We start from the raw sequence: 16586 nt of genomic DNA, 5'->3' as shown, positions 1-16586 counted from the left end.
TGAGGATATCTCAATGTCAATGCAATCCCTTCTGTTTTGGCTAATCGCTTTCGTCATGGGCGTGATTACCTCAGTCTATTTGCCGATGAATGGAGTCGTTGCCAGATATGTTGGCTCTACTTTGTTGGCAAATATTCCGTTTTATCTGTTGGGCGCAATAACTACTATTTTGCTCTTTTCATTCACAGGCAGTTTCGGCACTGTTTCTCGACTTCGAGAGGTTCCCAGCTATCTTTACCTGAGTGGGGTTATCAGTGCTTTTCTAGTCTTTGGGTCTACATTTTTGATTCCCAAATTAGGTGCTGGACGATTTTTTGTTCTATTCGTGGCAGGACAAATTTTGATGGCACTGGCAGTTAGCCATTTTGGCTTACTGGACTCTCCTCAAGATCCTATCACGCTGAAAAAAGCATTCGGTTCAATCCTACTTCTGATTGGCGTTGCGCTTGCCACTCAATAAAAAATAAACACATTAGAAGAGTAATGGAGGTTAACAATGTCTCAAACCTACACAACTGTGATTACCGGAGCCTCAAAGGGAATTGGACTGGCTACAGCAAAACGCCTCAATGCCATAGGTCATAAAGTGATCGGTATTGCACGGCGTAAACCCGATCGATCGTTTCCGGGCGAGTTTATCGAGGTGGACTTAGCGGATGCGGGCGCAACGAGACAAGTCGCAGATATGATGGCCCGTGAATACTCCGTCAGTCATCTGATTAACAATGTTGGTATTAGTCGATCGGAAGCTTTGGAGGACGTGGATATCACGCAATTTGCATCCATCATTGACCTGAATCTGCGCCCTGCGATTCAACTCACCCAAGCTTTTTTGCCAGGGATGAAAGCACGGCATTATGGTCGCATCATCAATGTCTCTAGCCTAGTAGTGGTGGGGCTACCCCTCCGAACCAGCTATGCCGCTGCCAAAGCCGGACTGATCGGCATGACCCGCACTTGGGCGAGTGAATTGGCAACCACTGGCATTACGGTAAATGCGATCGCGCCGGGACCCACTGAGACAGAACTGTTTCGAGTCAACAGTCCCGTCGGCAGTAGCTCCGAACAGCGGTTTCTCCAACGAGTGCCCATGCAGCGCTTGGCCCAACCCGATGAAATTGCAGCGGCGATCGCATTCTTTGCGTCGGAAGATGCATCGTACATAACTGGGCAAACCTTGTTTGTAGATGGTGGTAGTAGTCTTGGCACAGCCTAACCAGCCCATTGCACACCGACCGTATCAAAATAGTTGGTCGAGTTCGAGAATTTACTGGCAGGGGTGAACGGAGTCGTTATGCAACCTCGTTTGGTCGAGTTGGCAGCAATTGAAAACGTACTCATCGCTATTCAAAATGACGATCGCAAGGAATTGATGTGTCGCCGCACGAGGTATTGTTGTTGATCTGCTGAAAACTGCTCAGGGCAAATGACAACTCCAGTGCCAATGCCATCCACTAGCGCAATGAGCGCATTGGCTTCAAGGGTTAAATCAAGATCGCCTCGAATCAGTTTAGCCGTTTGTAAGTCAGCTAACTCTTGACAAATAACCTGACGTAAAGAATCATAGCGTTTTCGGTGTTCTTGAACTAAGTGTTCACGCCCGATCGAATAACCTAAAAATGCCATCCAAACCTTCCAATCATCTCTATCAATAGACTGCATCGGGAGAGCCAAAAAAATCATTTTCTCTAGTCTCTCAGTTCCTTGCCATTGATCGGCACAGGCTTTCATATCTTCTACAATATTTTCAAAGACTTGTTCCAAGGCAAACAGAATGAGTGCTTCTTTATCTCGAAAGTAGTGGGTGACAACCCCGGTCGAAGAGCCAAGTTCTTGAGCGATCGCCCGCATACTGGTGCGATCCAATCCTTCACGGACAATCACCCGCCATGCAGCTTGAGCGACCTCAATCCGGCGATCGTCATAACTCATAGCTCTCCTCGGTTTGCAGCAACATTAAACAATCATCTTGACATCTTATCACAACAGTTGTTAGGTTTAGAGGCGACATAACAACTGTTGTAATATTACCGCCAGCGGAGTTTGCTATGATTCGATCGATCGCGCCCGATGACACGACTGCATTAATCGCCTTAGTTGAGGCAACTGGACTGTTCGGGCCGCATGAAACCGAAGAACTCGCGCTAATGCTGGCAGACCACTTTGGCGGCGAAACCAACAGCCAAGACATCTGGATTACCGACGATGACGACGGGCTGGTGGGAGTCGCGTATGTTGCGCCGGAACGAATGACCGAGGGGACGTGGAATCTATATCTAATTGCCGTCCACCCCGATCGTCAGCAGCAAGGACGCGGTGCAGCACTGCTAGCCCACGTCGAACAGATGTTAGCGCAGCGCGGCGATCGCGTGCTGCTTGTGGAAACGTCGGGACTGGAGAGCTTTGAGTACGTTCGATCGTTCTATCGCAAGAGCGGTTACGACGAAGAAGCACGAATCCGCGAGTTCTACAAGGCGGGCGAGGACAAGATCGTTTTCCGTAAAGCGCTGAACTAACGTGTTGCATAATCAACGCCTACGTCGATAAAATCATTCAGACTTTTGAAATTGTATACTGCCCTATTAAGGACTAATATCCGGAGAAAAACCGATGAACGAATCTGATAAAAACAAGCAGATCATCCAGAACTTTATCCAAGTGGTTTGGAACGGTCGCGATCTCTCGGCATTGAAAGATTTCTGGGCAGAAGATTGTGTAAATCATGCGATGCTAGGAACAGACAATCGCGGTCTTAATGCGCTGCGGATCTATCATGATTCATTCTTTGATGATTTTTTCTCCGCTTTCCCCGACATCGAGATTGAGATCGTGCAGCAGGTTGTCGAAGGCGATCGAATCGCGACATACATCATTAGCCAAGGTACACATAGTGGCACGTTTTATGGCGCTCCACCAACAGGTAAAACTATTTCAACATCCGTAATCCGAATCGATCGCGTTCGAGACGGAAAAATTGCCGAACATTGGTCTGTTTCCGATGCGGCAGGTTTAATGCAGCAAATTCAATCCTGAATTCCAGCAATTTGAGAATGTGTTGTCTACATTATCTAGGAGAATATATGTCCTCAGACTTGAGCTTTGTTGAATATATCCTGGATCAAATAAACCAAGCGGGGCAAGTCTCTTTCAAAAAAATGTTTGGCGAATATGCGATCTACTGCGACGAAAAAGTCGTTGCGCTTGTTTGCGATAACCAACTGTTTATAAAGCCAACGGCTATTGGGCGATCGATGATTGATAGTATCGTAGAAGCCCCCCCATACCCAGGTGCAAAACCACACTTTCTGATTGGAGAACAGCTTGACAATCGACATTGGATGTCGAATCTTATTCGTTTGACAGCAAGTGAGCTTCCGGCCCCAAAACCAAAGAAATCAAAGCTCAAAAAGGCAAAAATATGAAATTTGGTTACACCATTGTCTACGTCTCGTCGGTTGCAGATGCACTGACCTTTTACAAGGAGGCATTCGGCTTTGAAACGCGCTTTTTGCATGAGTCTGGCGAGTATGGCGAGTTGAACACGGGCGAAACGGTTCTTGCTTTTGCCTCCCATGCGATGGGTGAAATGAATCTTGACGGACATTATCAAAAAAGCGATCTCAGTGCTACACCCTTTGGAGTTGAGCTGGCGTTTGTCGCCGATGATGTAGCATCTGCCTATACCAAGGCAATTGCTGCTGGAGCGGTTTCTGTCAAGGAGCCGATCGCAAAGCCTTGGGGTCAAGTGGTTGCATATGTTCGTTCTAGAGAAGGATCATTAATTGAGCTTTGTTCTCCGATCGGTGACTAACAACGCCCATGCACACCGACCGTCGAAAGTCGATCGGCTAGGATATAAAGGTTATCTGCGGTGAATGATGGGCAACGTTATGCGGCTTCATTTTTGGGCTGGAGCAGCCACCTGAAGATTATTTGTTGATGTTCAGGATTCTGTTGAGTCATTAATTAGGAGTGCTTTACGCCAGCCAAAATGAATGAAATCGCCTCTTCTATGTGTTCTTCAATCATTTCTGGACTTAGGCGATCAACATCTGGTGTTAGATGTTTCCAGTTTTCATGAACAGTAAAGTAGAACAGGCAAACACTCAAGATATGAGTTAGAGCCAAAAACGGTTTAAGAGGGCGAAAATATCCTTCCGTCATACCTCGTTCTATAATCTTGAGCAAATACTCATGCAGGCTCAAAACGTTACACTCTTTGAAGTAAATTCCTTGATTTTGGCTTGCTTCTTGAAACCACAGCATTTGTCGTTGAGGATTTTGAGCTTCGTTGGCGATCGCGATCCGAATAATTTGCTTCAGGGCTACTTCAGGAGATAAACCATCAAAATTCAATTGTCCAAGCGTAGATTGGACTTCATCGATCGGACGTTGTAGAACCGCCTTGTACAAGTTTTCCTTATTCTCAAAGTAGTAGTGAAGTGATGCAGTTGTGACCTGAGCGAGAGTTGCGATCGCACTCAGCCGCGCACCATTCAAGCCGTGTCGTGAAAATTCTTGCTCTGCGGCATCTAAAATTCGCTCCTGTGTCATCTGGGCATCGCGAACAGAATGGACGGATTTTGCGCCTCGTTTACTGGGTCGAACCACGGCATTTTAATTAATTATTTGCCTTTCCATTGTAGCAAAGAGGCAGCTAGACTGAAGACATTCAATCTCTGTATTGACGTAAAGACAAGGATTTGATAAACTTACTAATAAATTAGTAAGTAAACTTAAGCAATCATGAATCAATTGCAAGGCGCACCGTGGCTTTTGGCGCATCGTTCCATGCTGAAGCCCAATCAGCCAATGAAAATTTCACTGTTGGGTAATGATTACGTCCTTTGGCAAGACATTCGTGGCACCATTAACGCCTTGCCAAATGCTTGTCCTCATATGGGTGCAATGCTGTCTGAGGGTTGGTGTGTGACTCAATCTAATGGCAGTAGCGCGATCGCTTGTCCCTTTCATGCGTTGGAATTTGACAATTTGGGCTGCACAGTTCTACCAGGATCGAATAAACAGACCAAATCTCTCTTGCAGCCGCTAGAATTAATTATCCAAGGGGATTTTATTTGGTCATATGGCAGCTATGAGCCGAAAATCCCAATTCCTGCAATTATGAATGAGATTGCAACGGAGTACGAGTTCATTGGCGTGACGGGAGAACGCAGCATTCCGACCGATCTTCTAAGCTTGCTACTAAATATGCATGACTACAATCACCAAAACGGCACTCATCGAGAATTATTTGAGATTGAAGAAGTGCAAATGAAGCAGTTCATTGATGAGGGGTTCCATTCTCATGCGTATTTGTCGCAACCCCGCAAACAACCTACATTTCGCGATATTCTAAGAAACCCTGCTCAGCTTGCGATGCCAAAGGTGCTAGAGGCTCATCTAGAAAACTTTTTCCCGTTCATGGGATTGTTGCACGGTGAAGATAAGCTATTGAGCCTCAAGGAATGTCACTTCTATCTTCCTGAAGCCGATCGTCAATCTCGTGTATTTGTGTTGATGTATATAAAGGCACATTCTCCGATTGCACACTTGATTAAAGGCAATCTGCTGAAGTTGATTGATGTGGTTGTGGATCAAGATGCAAAGATTTTAGAAAGGATCTACAGCAATACACCACAGCGGATAAAATTAAATAATGAAGTGGGAATGGATTGGGTGCGACGAAATTTTGAGAGCTTTCCAGCCGTTGGCGAACCCAATCTATCTCGGTAGTTGCCAGCCGCATAACAACGCCCATGCACACCGACCGTCGAAAGTTAATCGGCTAGGATGTAAAGGTTATCTGCGGCGGGTGATGGGCAACGTTAGGCTGCTTGAGTTACGGATAGATGAGGTGTTTCAAACTCATTGGTTTGAAGCAAAAAGCGAGTGATGTCCCCAGCACCCAGTGAAAGCCAGTTCCATCAAAGGTTCTCTCTGATGGGCAGTCAGTTCACGATCGCGCAGAGCATCGGGCAAAGCTGAGGATTTCCAAGACAGCCAATGGAGATTGCCGTCACTGGCTCATAATCTTTCAGAATAGTTAGTGTTTCTTCCATTTCTGATTCGATTCAGTGAGACAGCAACAACAGACAGCAGGGAAGTTGCCAGGTGATCGAATTTCGTTGGCTCGTCCTTTGTAAAAACAAAAAATTTTTTGGCTTGACATCCGACCGACTGGACGGTATCTTATTATATATCCGACCAACTGGACGGTCTGATGGTGTTTCTCAAATTGAGATCAGTTCATAGTAAATGGTTTAAGGAGGATAAAATGAATCATTCAAGCAGTATCCAGCTCAGTCTCTGGTGCATTTGAGTTCTATGGTTTCCGTCAAACGCTCTCGATCAATGCCGATTCAGCCTGAGGCACTCTTAGCCGCTGCAAATAAAGTGGTTGTGGCACAGGGAGTGGATGCGCTCACCTTAGAAGCAGTTGCTCGTGAAGCTGGTGTGAGTAAAGGTGGGTTGCTGCATCACTTTCCGACTAAGGATGCCTTGATTGTTGGCATGGTGCAGCAGGTATTGAATAAGTTCACCGCAGCACTCAATGATGAGCTAGAGAAAGATTCCGAGTCAGAAAAAGCAGGACATTGGGTAAAAGCTTATGTCAGGGCATCTGTGCTAGATAGTCCAGAAGATATAGAGCTGTACTCAAGCTTGCTGGCTGCGATCGTTGTGAATCCAGAGTTGCTAAAGCCAATTCAGGATAGCTGGGCGGAATGGCAAGCAAAAGCTGAGTCGAATGGATTGAAACCTGAAATTGCCACCATTATCCGGTTAGCAGTCGATGGTTTAGCGCTGACGAGTTTGTTTGGTTTTGCGCCACTCGAAGAGAATTTGCGATCGCAGGTGATTGAAACGCTGTTAAATCTAGCGCAACCCTAGTTCATTGAGTCGGAAAGTCATGCTTTAACCCTAAACCAGAAGGCTACTCTGGAGGCACTTTGCCATGCAGTTTTTTGAGTATATGACCAAGGCATTTAGCACTTGGTTCATTGGATTCTTTCCTTACTTCGAGGTCTATGCAGCAGTTGCGGCTGGCATGGCAATGGGATTGGATGGGGTTTCAGCCGTCGTGTGGGCTGTCTTCGGAAACTTCACGCCGATTCCTCTACTGCTACTCTGCTACCGTCAACTGACCAGAGTGCGAAGAATTCGACTTTGGCTGGAACGACTTGAAAAGCGAGGCGTTCGGAAGGTTAAACACGCTTTTGACCGCTATGGTGCTTGGTTTCTGGTGTTGATGACTCCCATTTTAGGGAGTTGGACGATCGCGGTTATTGCACCGATAACCGGAATTCAGCCTAAGCAAGTCATGCTGTTTTCTTTCGTTGGGATTCTGCTTTATGCGATCGCAACCGCAGTGTTAGTCGCATCTGGAATTAATTGGTTCAATCACCATTGAAGCCACCTATTCGTGGGCGAAATCTGAAAAAGACACAAAAGTGCTGAAGCTAGATAGCCAGAGTCTGGCTCAATTTGACTCGAAATCTATCCAATCTAATTTTCCAAACTAACAAGAGGAACTATGCACAGTAATCAATCACAAGATGCAACTGCAAAAGCTGTAGAGGCAGTAATGAAGATGGAGCTACCACAGCATATTGCTCGCTATGCGTGTGAAATCAAGTACGATCCAGTGCTAGGCACGATGGAATTGGTGACAAAAGAAGCTCGGATGCGTGGAGTCGCAGCAATTCAGGATTTTCAGGTCATTTCCCTCTCCCGCACCATGCGGAATCAGGAATCGTTTCGTCGTGATGGTAAACCGACTCTAGATATGGAGTTTTTCGTCAATGATGAGAACGGCAAAATTGGCGTGTATTCAGAACACATGTGTATTGATCAGCATGGACTGACCAATACACACATTGAAGGAATTAATCACATGCTATGGCAGGGCACAGTCTATGGTGGTCACAAGCTCGGTACACCAGAGGCAGAACGTACTGACATCATGGCATGGGCAGAACGAGGTTGGTTTACTCGTGGCATTCTGGCTGATATTCCTGCTCTGCGTGGCACTGACTACGTTCATTATGACGATCCAATCGTGACAGGTGATGAAATTGAAGCGGCACTTGCAGCAGTTGGCATCACCCCCCACGCTGGGGATGCCCTGATCCTATATATGGGATACGAAGTTGCTCAGGCAATCCTGGATTTTGATGTAGATGGACCAGGTCCTGACTTTACCCGTCCTGGGCTTGGGGTTACAGGCGCTGAGTGGTTGGTTGACAACAAAATTGGGCTATTGCTCTACGACTTTGAAGATGCGATGCATCCTAGTGAACCATTTGCACAAGGGCAACTATTGGAATGGGCGATCGGGCAAGGAATTGTCTCTGGATGCAACTTTGGAGAGGCAGTGAAATACAGCCGTGCCACAGGGCGTTACGATGGATTGCTTTTGGTCAGCCCATTGAAAATCCCGAAGGGAACAGGCAGCCCGGTTAACCCGCTTTGGATTGTCTAATTTATTCTGCACCAAGCTGCCAGCATTTGTACGGAATTTGCACTTTATGCAACTCATTTGGTACAGCGATCAGCAACTTACTCATCAGATAGATTAACCTGCAAGTTTTTTCACTCAACCTCAATTGTTTTTATTTAAGGAGATTTGTCATGCAAGCCAACCAACAGTCAGTAACAGCCGTAAGCTCTGAATTGTTCGGCAATCCCTTCCTCTGGTATGCCAAGATGCGTCGTGAATCGCCTGTGTTCTATGATGCAGAGCAACAAAGCTGGATGATCTTTCGCTATGAAGATGTGAAACAAGTCTTTGCGAATTGGCAAACGTTTTCATCCAATATCCCGCATCCGCCAGAGCAAACAGATTTTACTCAAAGCCTAAACTATACTGACCCACCCAAACATCGATCGCTTCGTTCTCTGGTGGCAAAAGTGTTCACTGCTCGTCGAGTTGAGGAACTTGCTCCCCGCATTACGCAAATCACCCACGAACTCATCGATCAGGTTCAAAAGCGCGATCGCATGGACTTTATGCATGACCTAGCGATTCCCCTGCCTGTGATTGTCATTGCAGAGATTCTGGGAGTTCCTGTTGAGGATCGGGCGGATTTCAAGCACTGGTCTGACGGTATTGTCCTGTTTGACTCGGAAGCGTTGCAGGCAATGGCAAACTACTTTCGGCATTTGCTAGAACAACGACGACAACATCCAAGCAAGGACTTAATTAGTGATTTGATTGCAGCCCAGGAAGCAGGCGAAACCTTGACTGCCCAAGAGCTTGTAGATTTTTGCATTGTGCTGCTAGTCGGTGGGAATGAAACGACAACAAATTTGTTGGGCAATGCTATCCTTTGCTTTAACGAATATCCAGACGCATGGGAACGGTTGAAACGGGAACCAAAACTACTCCCATTGGCGATCGAAGAAGTGCTGCGTTACCGATCTTCAATACAAGCGATGGAACGGTTCACGAAAGTTGAAACCCAACTAAGTGGACAGACCATTCCCGCAGGACAGCGAGTAACCGTTTGGATGGGAGCGGCCAACCGAGATGAGGCACAGTTCGATCGCGCTGAGAACTTTGTCGTTGATCGCGATCCGAATGCTCATCTGGCGTTTGGTAACGGTATTCATTTTTGCTTGGGTGCACCTCTCGCTCGGCTAGAAGCAACGATCGTGTTGAGTGCAGTGCTAGAGCGACTACCCAATCTACGCATTGATCCAAATGCCACGCTGGAGTTTATTCCCTCAACAGATGTTCACGGCGTGAAATCTTTACCTGTCTTGCTCTAACGTCTTAGCTATACACTCGATCAGTATTGATCGAGTGTATGGAATCTTTTTTTAACCTGAATTGGGAGATGAAATTACCATGAATGTACAGAAAATGGCTGCTAACACTGCGGAATGCGATCGTGCTCTGGAATTTGAAATCGTTGTGCTTGATATTGATGGAGCCGTAACGCAGCAATCTCGATTACTAGAGCGATATAATCCCACTGTGATTTCCCTCCAAGAGCGTCATGCGGAACTGCGCTACTGGTGCCCAAATGACGTAATGGAACGCCTACGAAAAGATGTCTCAACTCAACTCGATTTGCAGAAACCTCGGATTGCGCTTTACGGGACTAACAATAACCATCACATGGCGTATCTGTGGATTAGCTTGCTGAATGAACCCGTAACTGTGATTGGGTTTGACAGTACTTCGGACTGCTTTAGAACAATGCCCAATTATATCTGGGCTGGCTCTTGGGCACCTCTAGCTGCAAAATTGCCTCATGTCCAAAAGTTGGTGCTACTGGGGATCGATCGCGATTTCACCCTTGACTTACCCGATGATTTTGTTGCACCACTTGGCACACCCACCTATGAGATGGATTTGCTCACATCTGGCAAGGTAGAACTGTACCCGAACATGATGCGACAATCTCAAATTATTGGGCATGTGACTGCGAGTACACCCTGCGTGGAGATGAAGCCTGATAGTCTGTTTACCTCCTCGGCAACTTGGAAAAATTTCCGCGATCACGGAGGAGTTCACGACAGTATGGAGCGTATTCTAGCCAACATTTCTACCGATGCTGTTTACATCACCATCGATAAAGACGGTTTACGGGAAGAAGACTGCTTCTCTAATATCTACGATGGCAAAAACTCGAAACAGGGGACATTGACGATTGATGAAATGCTGGAAATTCTTGCGCTGATCAAACAACGTAAGCGAATTCTAGGTGTCGATATCTGCGGTGACTATTCTTATCCGGCTCGATCGTCAAATCCGCTGAAGCAAGCCTGGAGCGATTGGGAATTAAAGTTTGTTCCCACTGATGCCATTGACTCGATCGCACTGCGGCAGATGAATGAAGACGTTAATTTGAAAATCCTTGAAATGTTGTTGAATTAAAGCCTTCTATTAGCAGCAGAAGCGAATTACGAGTAGAAGGGGTGTAGCAGTCGGTCGGGTAGAGAAATCTGCCAATACGTCACTTTCCTGCATTGCTGTATCGCAAGGTGATACAGCCTAACAAGCCTGCTGCACCGGAACGAATCTAAGCTAACGTTGAGATGCAAAGGTTATCTGCGGCGGGTGATGGGCAACGTTATGCCACTAAAATTTTAGGTCATGGTGTTTGCTTGAAAGCAACTTGTCAAAGTAAAACATTTTCTGTCTGGCACTGCGACTAGCATATTAAGCAGAGCAAACCAGACTTATAGTGTTGCAAATATGCTAACCCAAGAGCAAACTCAATTAATTACAATCCTGCGATCGCTCATCGATCTGACAGAGAGCGAAGCAACTCAAGCAGTTAGCTTATTTCAACCCCAATCCTTAAGCCGAAGTGAATTTTTTGTTCGTGCAGGTGATATCCCGCAAACAATTGGATTTGTGATCTCTGGGATTCTACGCTTGTACTACGTCGATGCTGACGGTAATGAAGCTACAAAATCATTTTGTGCTGAAAATAGTTTTGTGGCAGCTTATAGTGCGCTGCTACTGGGACAGCCATCTCGACTATTCATTCAAACTCTGGAAGATACCAAACTATTGATCGTAGATTATTCCGTTTATCGATCGCTGTCCGAATCCCAAACTTACTTGCAGCAGTTGAATTGCAAAATTGCGGAATCTCTCTTCATCAAGAAGGAACGGCGAGAAAGTGCGTTGCTGTTAGATGACGCTAAAACTCGCTATCTCAGTTTCTTAGAAGAATATCCTGGGTTAAACGCACGGCTCAAACAACATTACATTGCCTCGTATCTCGGTATGACTCCAGTGACCTTAAGCCGAATTCGTACCCAACTGAAAAATCATTAACATAGGTTAATGATTTTTCACAAACTCCTATCATAAGATCCATGAGTTAGTCATTGGCTTAGGAAAGTTGTGAAAACTGCTCAACACACAGTTCTAATTACAGGCGGCACATCAGGAATTGGATTGGCGCTAGCGAAGCGATTTCTGACAGAGGGGAATGCTGTGATTGTCACAGGCACGAATGCTCAAAAAGCAGAAGCCGTGAAACGCGAATTGCCCCTGCTCACCGTAGAACTTACCGATATGCGCGATCGCCAAGCTCTCGAAAAGCTAGTATATCGCCATCCTGCTGTCAACATTCTGATCAATAATGCGGGCATCCAGTACAACTATGACTTTGCCGATGCTGCCATCTCACCAGCGCAAATTGCAACCGAACTCGATATCAACTTGCTCAGTCCTTTGCATCTGACCAAGCTTCTTCTGCCGCAGCTTTTAAGTCATCCAACGGCTGCAATTATCAATGTTTCATCTGGATTAGGCATTGTGCCAAAACAAAGTACCCCAGTCTATTGTGCCAGTAAAGCTGCACTGCATAGTTTTACCAAAGCATTGCGCTGGCAACTTGAAGGAACCTCAGTTCGAGTGTTTGAGATGATTCCACCGATCGTGGACACTGCCATGACCCAGGGACGAGGACGCGGCAAAATCACGCCAGAAGCATTAGCTGAAGAATTTTGGCGCGATTTTAGCCACGATCGTTACGAAATGCGGATTGGCAAAACGAAATTGCTCTTTGTACTTCAGCGTTTCATCCCAGCACTTGCGGAGCGGATCATGCGTCCTGGACTTTAACCGTCTATCAATCACGAGAATTTATTTTTATGGATAAACGAATCCGAGTGCTTCGCCAGCGAAAATGTTAGATATTACAAAAAGGCGAAGATTTCATGAGCTTACTTTCAGCAACCATTAAGACTACCGTTACAGCTAGTCAAACTGCGGCTTGTGAGCATATTGTGCCTATTGACCTCACTTCTATATTTAAAGGTTATGGGCTGCTACCATCTGTCACGGGTATTGAGAACCAAGTTGGAAATTGGGACATCGCAGGGCAAACCCGCACTGTGCATTTATCCGATCGTAGTTCTGTCCAAGAGCTACTGACAAAATATGAGCATCCACGATACTTTAGCTACACGGTTAGCGGTTTTACTGGGGTGCTGAGGTTTCTCACAACTTCTGCTAATGGGGAGTGGTGGTTTAGTGTCAACTCATCAGGTCAGACTACGATCGAGTGGCGTTATACATTCAATGCACGGTCTGTTTTAGCTGTTCCAATCCTTTGGTTGATTACCAATTTACTCTGGCGCAACTATATGAATCAGGCACTGCAACGATCGAAAGCACTGATTGAGTAGAATATGACCTAAATCTAATCTCATTACGGCCGTCAACCGCCGTCTACTTAGCCACTCTAAGTCAAGCTTGCGTCCTGGACTTTAACCGTCTATCAGTCACAAGAATTTATTTTTATGGATAAACGAATCCGAGTGCATCGACAAACGCTTTAACTTCATTTTCGGCTCTCCTGGGTATTCGGTGATAAGTGAAGCTTATATGAGTTCTGATATGAGTTTCAACATTTGCACCTTGCAAATTTTGTAGATTGAGATACAGTTTGCACCACAACCCCAGGAGAGCCGACTATTTCTGGCTTAGGTTGTCTCAACATTTTGAGAAATCATTTCGATCGCATTGCGTAACCAATAATTAGCTTCATCTCGATCGCTCAATGCACTCCATAGCATTGATACCATCCACGGTTTCGTTTTGATTGGAAGCTCAAAAATCGTTAAATTGCAGACCGTTGCGAAACGAAGCGCAATGCGACGGGGAACAGCAGCCACTAAGTCACTGGATGCGATCGCAAATGGCAAAATCATCATATGTGGCGTGGTTAATGCGATACGTCGCTCTAAATTATGCTCATCCAACGCTCGATCAATTGCACCTGTAGTATCTCGTCGCAGTGTTCCGAGAGCATGGGAGAGATCGGCGAAGGTTTCTAAACTCATAGTTCCATGTTTGACAGCAGGGTGTCCTTGACGAGCAATTCCCACAAACCGCTCTTCAAAGATAGGTGTCCATTTTGTTTGGCGAGGTGGATTTGGGAAAACACCCAACGCCACATCGATCGCGCCCTGTTCTAGCAAATCTCCAACACAGTCCTTCTCAAACCCAATCATTCGGAAGTTGATTGACGGGGCTGTTTGACAACTAAACTGTAGCAGCGGTGGCACCAAGACTAAACTCGTGTAATCTGAACTCCCAAGGGCAAACGTGCGATCGCTAGAAATTGGCTCAAATGCCTGACTGGAGGTAACGGTTTGACGAATCTGTTGTAATCCAGCTAAGATACCGGGCGCGATCGTCTGGGCTTTGAGCGTCGGCTGCATCTGTCGTCCTAGCCGCACAAACAATTCATCTTCAAACAAGACACGCAGACGACTGAGAGCTGCACTCATTGCAGGCTGCCCAATCTGAAGCTCTTCAGCAGCTTTCGTAACGCTGCGCTGTTCTAGTAGGGCTTCAAAGGCAACCAACAGGTTCAGGTCAATCGCAGCCAAGTCTATCGATTTCATTGATACTACTCATCTAAAAAATCGTCTTGTTTAATAGTTTAAGGGTTGGTAGGGTGAATGACATACCAAATTCAATCAACAGTTTTTGATGACTATGACGCAAAAAGTAGCAGTAATTACTGGCAGTCACAAAGGCTTAGGCTATGCGATCGCCCGCAAGTTAGCACAGAAAGAGAATATTCAAGTTGTGCTGACGAGTCGTCAGGAGCAAGATGGTCTGGCCGCTCAACAGCGCCTATCAAGCGAAAATATTCAAGTGGATTTTCATCCTCTGGATGTGACGAGCGATGCTAGTGTGCAACAGTTCGCAACCTGGTTGCAGCAGACTTATGGCAGAGTCGATATTCTGGTCAATAATGCGGGTGTCAACCCGACGATGCAGCCAGAAGAATCCAGCCTGCTCACGGTTCAAATGGAAACGATGCTGGCAACTTTCGCAACCAATGTTTTAGCCGTTGCTCGAATGACACAGGCTCTAGTGCCATTGATGAAAGCGCAAAACTACGGGCGGATCGTAAATGTGTCTACTGAAATGGCTTCGCTGGCATCTATGAGTAGCGATTACTATCCTCTAGCGCCTTCGTACCGCCTTTCTAAAGTTGGGCTAAATGGACTGACCGCGCTTTTAGCAAAGGAATTTCAGGGTACAAACATTTTGATAAATGCTTACTCTCCTGGCTGGATGCAAACCGATATGGGTGGCTCTAATGCACCGTTCACAGCCGATGAAGGAGCCGAAACTGCCGTATATCTGGCAACGTTGCCAGAAGGTGGCGCACAGGGTAAGTTTTTTGCCGAAATGCGGAAGTTTGGTGGCGCGATCGCACTGCCTTGGTAATCGCTTTTGAACCTAAGATACAAAACTATTACAGCGAGACGAACCTACGATGACTCCAACTGAAGAACAAAACTTAGCGATCGCCCGAATCTTTATTGAGCAGTTTTTGGGCAAGGGTAATATGTCCATCGCGGCGGATGTACTGGCTGAAAATGTGCAGGCAATCACCGGATTAAAGCCAGATGGGCCAATTGACGGACGTGAAGCATACAAGCAAGTGTTTAGTGCCTTTTTCGATGCCTTTCCCCCGATTGCGGGTTCAGAGATGACAATCGAAGATATTTTTGCAGCAGGCGATCGGGTGGTCGTTCGGTTTCGATCCGTGCAAAAACATACCAAAGAGTTTTTTGGTATTGCCGCCACAAATCGGGATATCACATTCATTGAAACTCATGTCATGCGACTACGAGACGGCAAGATTGTAGAAAACGTGGTGAGTGCTACCAATCTGGAGTTTGAAATGTTAATGGCTCCTGTTTTAACGCCGTTAATTCTCAAGTGAAGGTGCTGCCTGCCTTGAGTCGCCAACTATGAGGGCGATCGCAGCATAACAACCCTGCTGTACCGGAACTAATTCAAGCTATTGTGAGGATGCAAAGGTTGTCTTCGTCCGGTGACACGAATTGGTTGACTTGTCTTAATTCCCTAGCATTGGGAAACAATTAAACCACCGTAGAAAATCAACTAATCCAGGAGAATCAAAATGAAACTTGTGATCTTTGCTCCCACCGGGATGATTGGCAGCCGGATATTGAATGAAGCCTTGTCACGAGGGCATATTGTAACTGCCATTACTCGCGATCCCTCGCGCTTTTCGATCGCACATGAAAATTTAACCGTCGTTGCGGGTAATGTCCTTGATGCCACTAATGTTGCAGACTTAGCTAAAGGTAATGATGCCGTACTGAGTGCAGTAGGACCTAGCGGTTCTGCCCCAGATGTGATTGTCAAGGCGGCTCATTCGTTGATTGATGGCGTATCTCGTGCGGGGATTCGTCGTTTGATTGTCGTGGGCGGTGCAGGAATTCTTGACGTTGCGCCGGATGTACTGCTGATGAATAGCCCTAATTTTGTGGAGGAATACCGTCCGCTTGCCGCCGTTCACCTTGAGGCGTATAACCTTTACAAGGCTTCCAATCTTGACTGGTCATTTGTTTGTCCGGCGGCTGAAATTGCTCCCGGCGATCGCACGGCTATCTTTCAGGTTGGGGCAGATCGTCTACTCACCAATGAAAAAGGAGAAAGTCGTATCTCTGCTGAGGATTATGCGATCGGTATGCCTCTAATCATTAATTTATTGGACAAGACTGGACAATGCGTACATGGCGATCCATAATACTAATATGGCAAAGTACGTGAAACCAAA

21 protein-coding genes are annotated in these 16586 nt (G+C 46.2%); 18 read left to right on the top strand and 3 right to left on the bottom strand.

Translation table 11 applies throughout. From position 1 onward, the window contains the following. Positions 1-13: 13 nt before the first annotated feature. Together JGK36_RS13985 and JGK36_RS13980 are read left to right on the top strand one after the other, a co-directional pair. Positions 14-460 carry a DMT family transporter gene (locus JGK36_RS13985; RefSeq protein WP_293197152.1) on the top strand — a complete coding sequence of 149 codons (447 nt, stop codon included), beginning with the start codon at positions 14-16 and terminating at the stop codon, positions 458-460. Positions 461-496: 36 nt separating this feature from the next. Next, a complete protein-coding gene (locus tag JGK36_RS13980; RefSeq protein ID WP_293182516.1) occupies positions 497-1216 on the top strand; it encodes an SDR family oxidoreductase in 720 nt (239 codons plus the stop codon). A 131-nt stretch (positions 1217-1347) separates the two neighbouring features. Here JGK36_RS13980 and JGK36_RS13975 read toward each other — a convergent pair whose 3' ends face one another. After that, a complete protein-coding gene (locus tag JGK36_RS13975) occupies positions 1348-1932 on the bottom strand; it encodes a TetR/AcrR family transcriptional regulator (RefSeq protein WP_293182514.1) in 585 nt (194 codons plus the stop codon). A 116-nt stretch (positions 1933-2048) separates the two neighbouring features. Here JGK36_RS13975 and JGK36_RS13970 point away from each other — a divergent pair, with 116 nt between their 5' ends. The 4 genes from JGK36_RS13970 to JGK36_RS13955 all read left to right on the top strand — a co-directional run bounded on the left by JGK36_RS13970 (position 2049) and on the right by JGK36_RS13955 (position 3811). Next, positions 2049-2516, top strand: coding sequence for a GNAT family N-acetyltransferase (locus JGK36_RS13970; RefSeq protein ID WP_293182512.1), 468 nt, complete (start codon positions 2049-2051; stop codon positions 2514-2516). A gap of 94 nt (positions 2517-2610) precedes the next feature. Then, positions 2611-3033 (top strand): ester cyclase, encoded by a 423-nt coding sequence (locus JGK36_RS13965; protein WP_293182510.1) that lies wholly within the window; start codon positions 2611-2613, stop codon positions 3031-3033. A 47-nt stretch (positions 3034-3080) separates the two neighbouring features. Then, positions 3081-3422 (top strand): TfoX/Sxy family protein, encoded by a 342-nt coding sequence (locus JGK36_RS13960; RefSeq protein WP_293182508.1) that lies wholly within the window; start codon positions 3081-3083, stop codon positions 3420-3422. Further along, the gene (locus JGK36_RS13955) at positions 3419-3811 is read left to right on the top strand and encodes a VOC family protein (RefSeq protein WP_293182506.1); all 393 of its coding nucleotides are present in this window, start codon (positions 3419-3421) and stop codon (positions 3809-3811) included. The genes JGK36_RS13960 and JGK36_RS13955 overlap by 4 nt, the downstream gene beginning before the upstream one ends. A 155-nt stretch (positions 3812-3966) precedes the next feature. On the opposite strand, the gene JGK36_RS13950 is transcribed toward JGK36_RS13955, so the two are convergent. Next, positions 3967-4554, bottom strand: coding sequence for a TetR/AcrR family transcriptional regulator (locus tag JGK36_RS13950; RefSeq protein WP_293182504.1), 588 nt, complete (start codon positions 4552-4554; stop codon positions 3967-3969). A gap of 192 nt (positions 4555-4746) precedes the next feature. On the opposite strand from JGK36_RS13950, the gene JGK36_RS13945 reads away from it, so the two are divergent. The 9 genes from JGK36_RS13945 (at position 4747) to JGK36_RS13905 (ending at position 13158) form a co-directional block, all read left to right on the top strand. Beyond that, positions 4747-5736, top strand: coding sequence for a Rieske 2Fe-2S domain-containing protein (locus JGK36_RS13945; RefSeq protein ID WP_293182502.1), 990 nt, complete (start codon positions 4747-4749; stop codon positions 5734-5736). A gap of 618 nt (positions 5737-6354) precedes the next feature. After that, positions 6355-6891, top strand: a complete 537-nt coding sequence (locus JGK36_RS13940) for a TetR/AcrR family transcriptional regulator (protein ID WP_293182500.1) — start codon at positions 6355-6357, stop codon at positions 6889-6891. Positions 6892-6973: 82 nt separating this feature from the next. Continuing rightward, positions 6974-7411, top strand: coding sequence for a small multi-drug export protein (locus JGK36_RS13935; RefSeq protein ID WP_293182498.1), 438 nt, complete (start codon positions 6974-6976; stop codon positions 7409-7411). A gap of 123 nt (positions 7412-7534) precedes the next feature. Continuing rightward, on the top strand, positions 7535-8482 hold the full coding sequence (locus JGK36_RS13930; protein WP_293182496.1) for a cyclase family protein: 948 nt from the start codon (positions 7535-7537) through the stop codon (positions 8480-8482). Positions 8483-8631: 149 nt separating this feature from the next. After that, positions 8632-9771 (top strand): cytochrome P450, encoded by a 1140-nt coding sequence (locus JGK36_RS13925; RefSeq protein ID WP_293182494.1) that lies wholly within the window; start codon positions 8632-8634, stop codon positions 9769-9771. A gap of 79 nt (positions 9772-9850) precedes the next feature. Then, the gene (locus JGK36_RS13920; RefSeq protein WP_293182492.1) at positions 9851-10885 is read left to right on the top strand and encodes a hypothetical protein; all 1035 of its coding nucleotides are present in this window, start codon (positions 9851-9853) and stop codon (positions 10883-10885) included. 321 nt (positions 10886-11206) lie between these two features. Continuing rightward, positions 11207-11797, top strand: coding sequence for a Crp/Fnr family transcriptional regulator (locus JGK36_RS13915; protein ID WP_293182490.1), 591 nt, complete (start codon positions 11207-11209; stop codon positions 11795-11797). Between the two features lie 69 nt (positions 11798-11866). Then, positions 11867-12592, top strand: coding sequence for an SDR family oxidoreductase (locus JGK36_RS13910; protein ID WP_293182488.1), 726 nt, complete (start codon positions 11867-11869; stop codon positions 12590-12592). A gap of 95 nt (positions 12593-12687) precedes the next feature. Then, the gene (locus JGK36_RS13905; protein WP_293182486.1) at positions 12688-13158 is read left to right on the top strand and encodes an SRPBCC family protein; all 471 of its coding nucleotides are present in this window, start codon (positions 12688-12690) and stop codon (positions 13156-13158) included. A gap of 297 nt (positions 13159-13455) precedes the next feature. Here JGK36_RS13905 and JGK36_RS13900 read toward each other — a convergent pair whose 3' ends face one another. Continuing rightward, complete coding sequence (locus JGK36_RS13900) at positions 13456-14382, bottom strand: LysR family transcriptional regulator (RefSeq protein WP_293182484.1); 927 nt, start codon at positions 14380-14382, stop codon at positions 13456-13458. A gap of 94 nt (positions 14383-14476) precedes the next feature. On the opposite strand from JGK36_RS13900, the gene JGK36_RS13895 reads away from it, so the two are divergent. The 3 genes from JGK36_RS13895 (at position 14477) to JGK36_RS13885 (ending at position 16556) form a co-directional block, all read left to right on the top strand. After that, positions 14477-15220 (top strand): SDR family oxidoreductase, encoded by a 744-nt coding sequence (locus JGK36_RS13895; RefSeq protein WP_293200974.1) that lies wholly within the window; start codon positions 14477-14479, stop codon positions 15218-15220. Between the two features lie 49 nt (positions 15221-15269). Further along, entirely contained in the window at positions 15270-15722 is a 453-nt protein-coding gene (locus JGK36_RS13890; protein ID WP_293182480.1) for an ester cyclase, read from the top strand. 201 nt (positions 15723-15923) lie between these two features. After that, the gene (locus tag JGK36_RS13885; protein ID WP_293182478.1) at positions 15924-16556 is read left to right on the top strand and encodes an NAD(P)-dependent oxidoreductase; all 633 of its coding nucleotides are present in this window, start codon (positions 15924-15926) and stop codon (positions 16554-16556) included. Positions 16557-16586 lie beyond the last annotated feature (30 nt).

Origin of the sequence: Microcoleus sp. PH2017_35_SFW_U_B (genome assembly GCF_020737865.1) — a bacterium.
Classification (GTDB): domain Bacteria; phylum Cyanobacteriota; class Cyanobacteriia; order Cyanobacteriales; family Microcoleaceae; genus Microcoleus.
The sequence above is the reverse complement of the archived record's forward strand: the minus strand, read 5'-3'. Positions and strand labels throughout refer to the sequence as shown.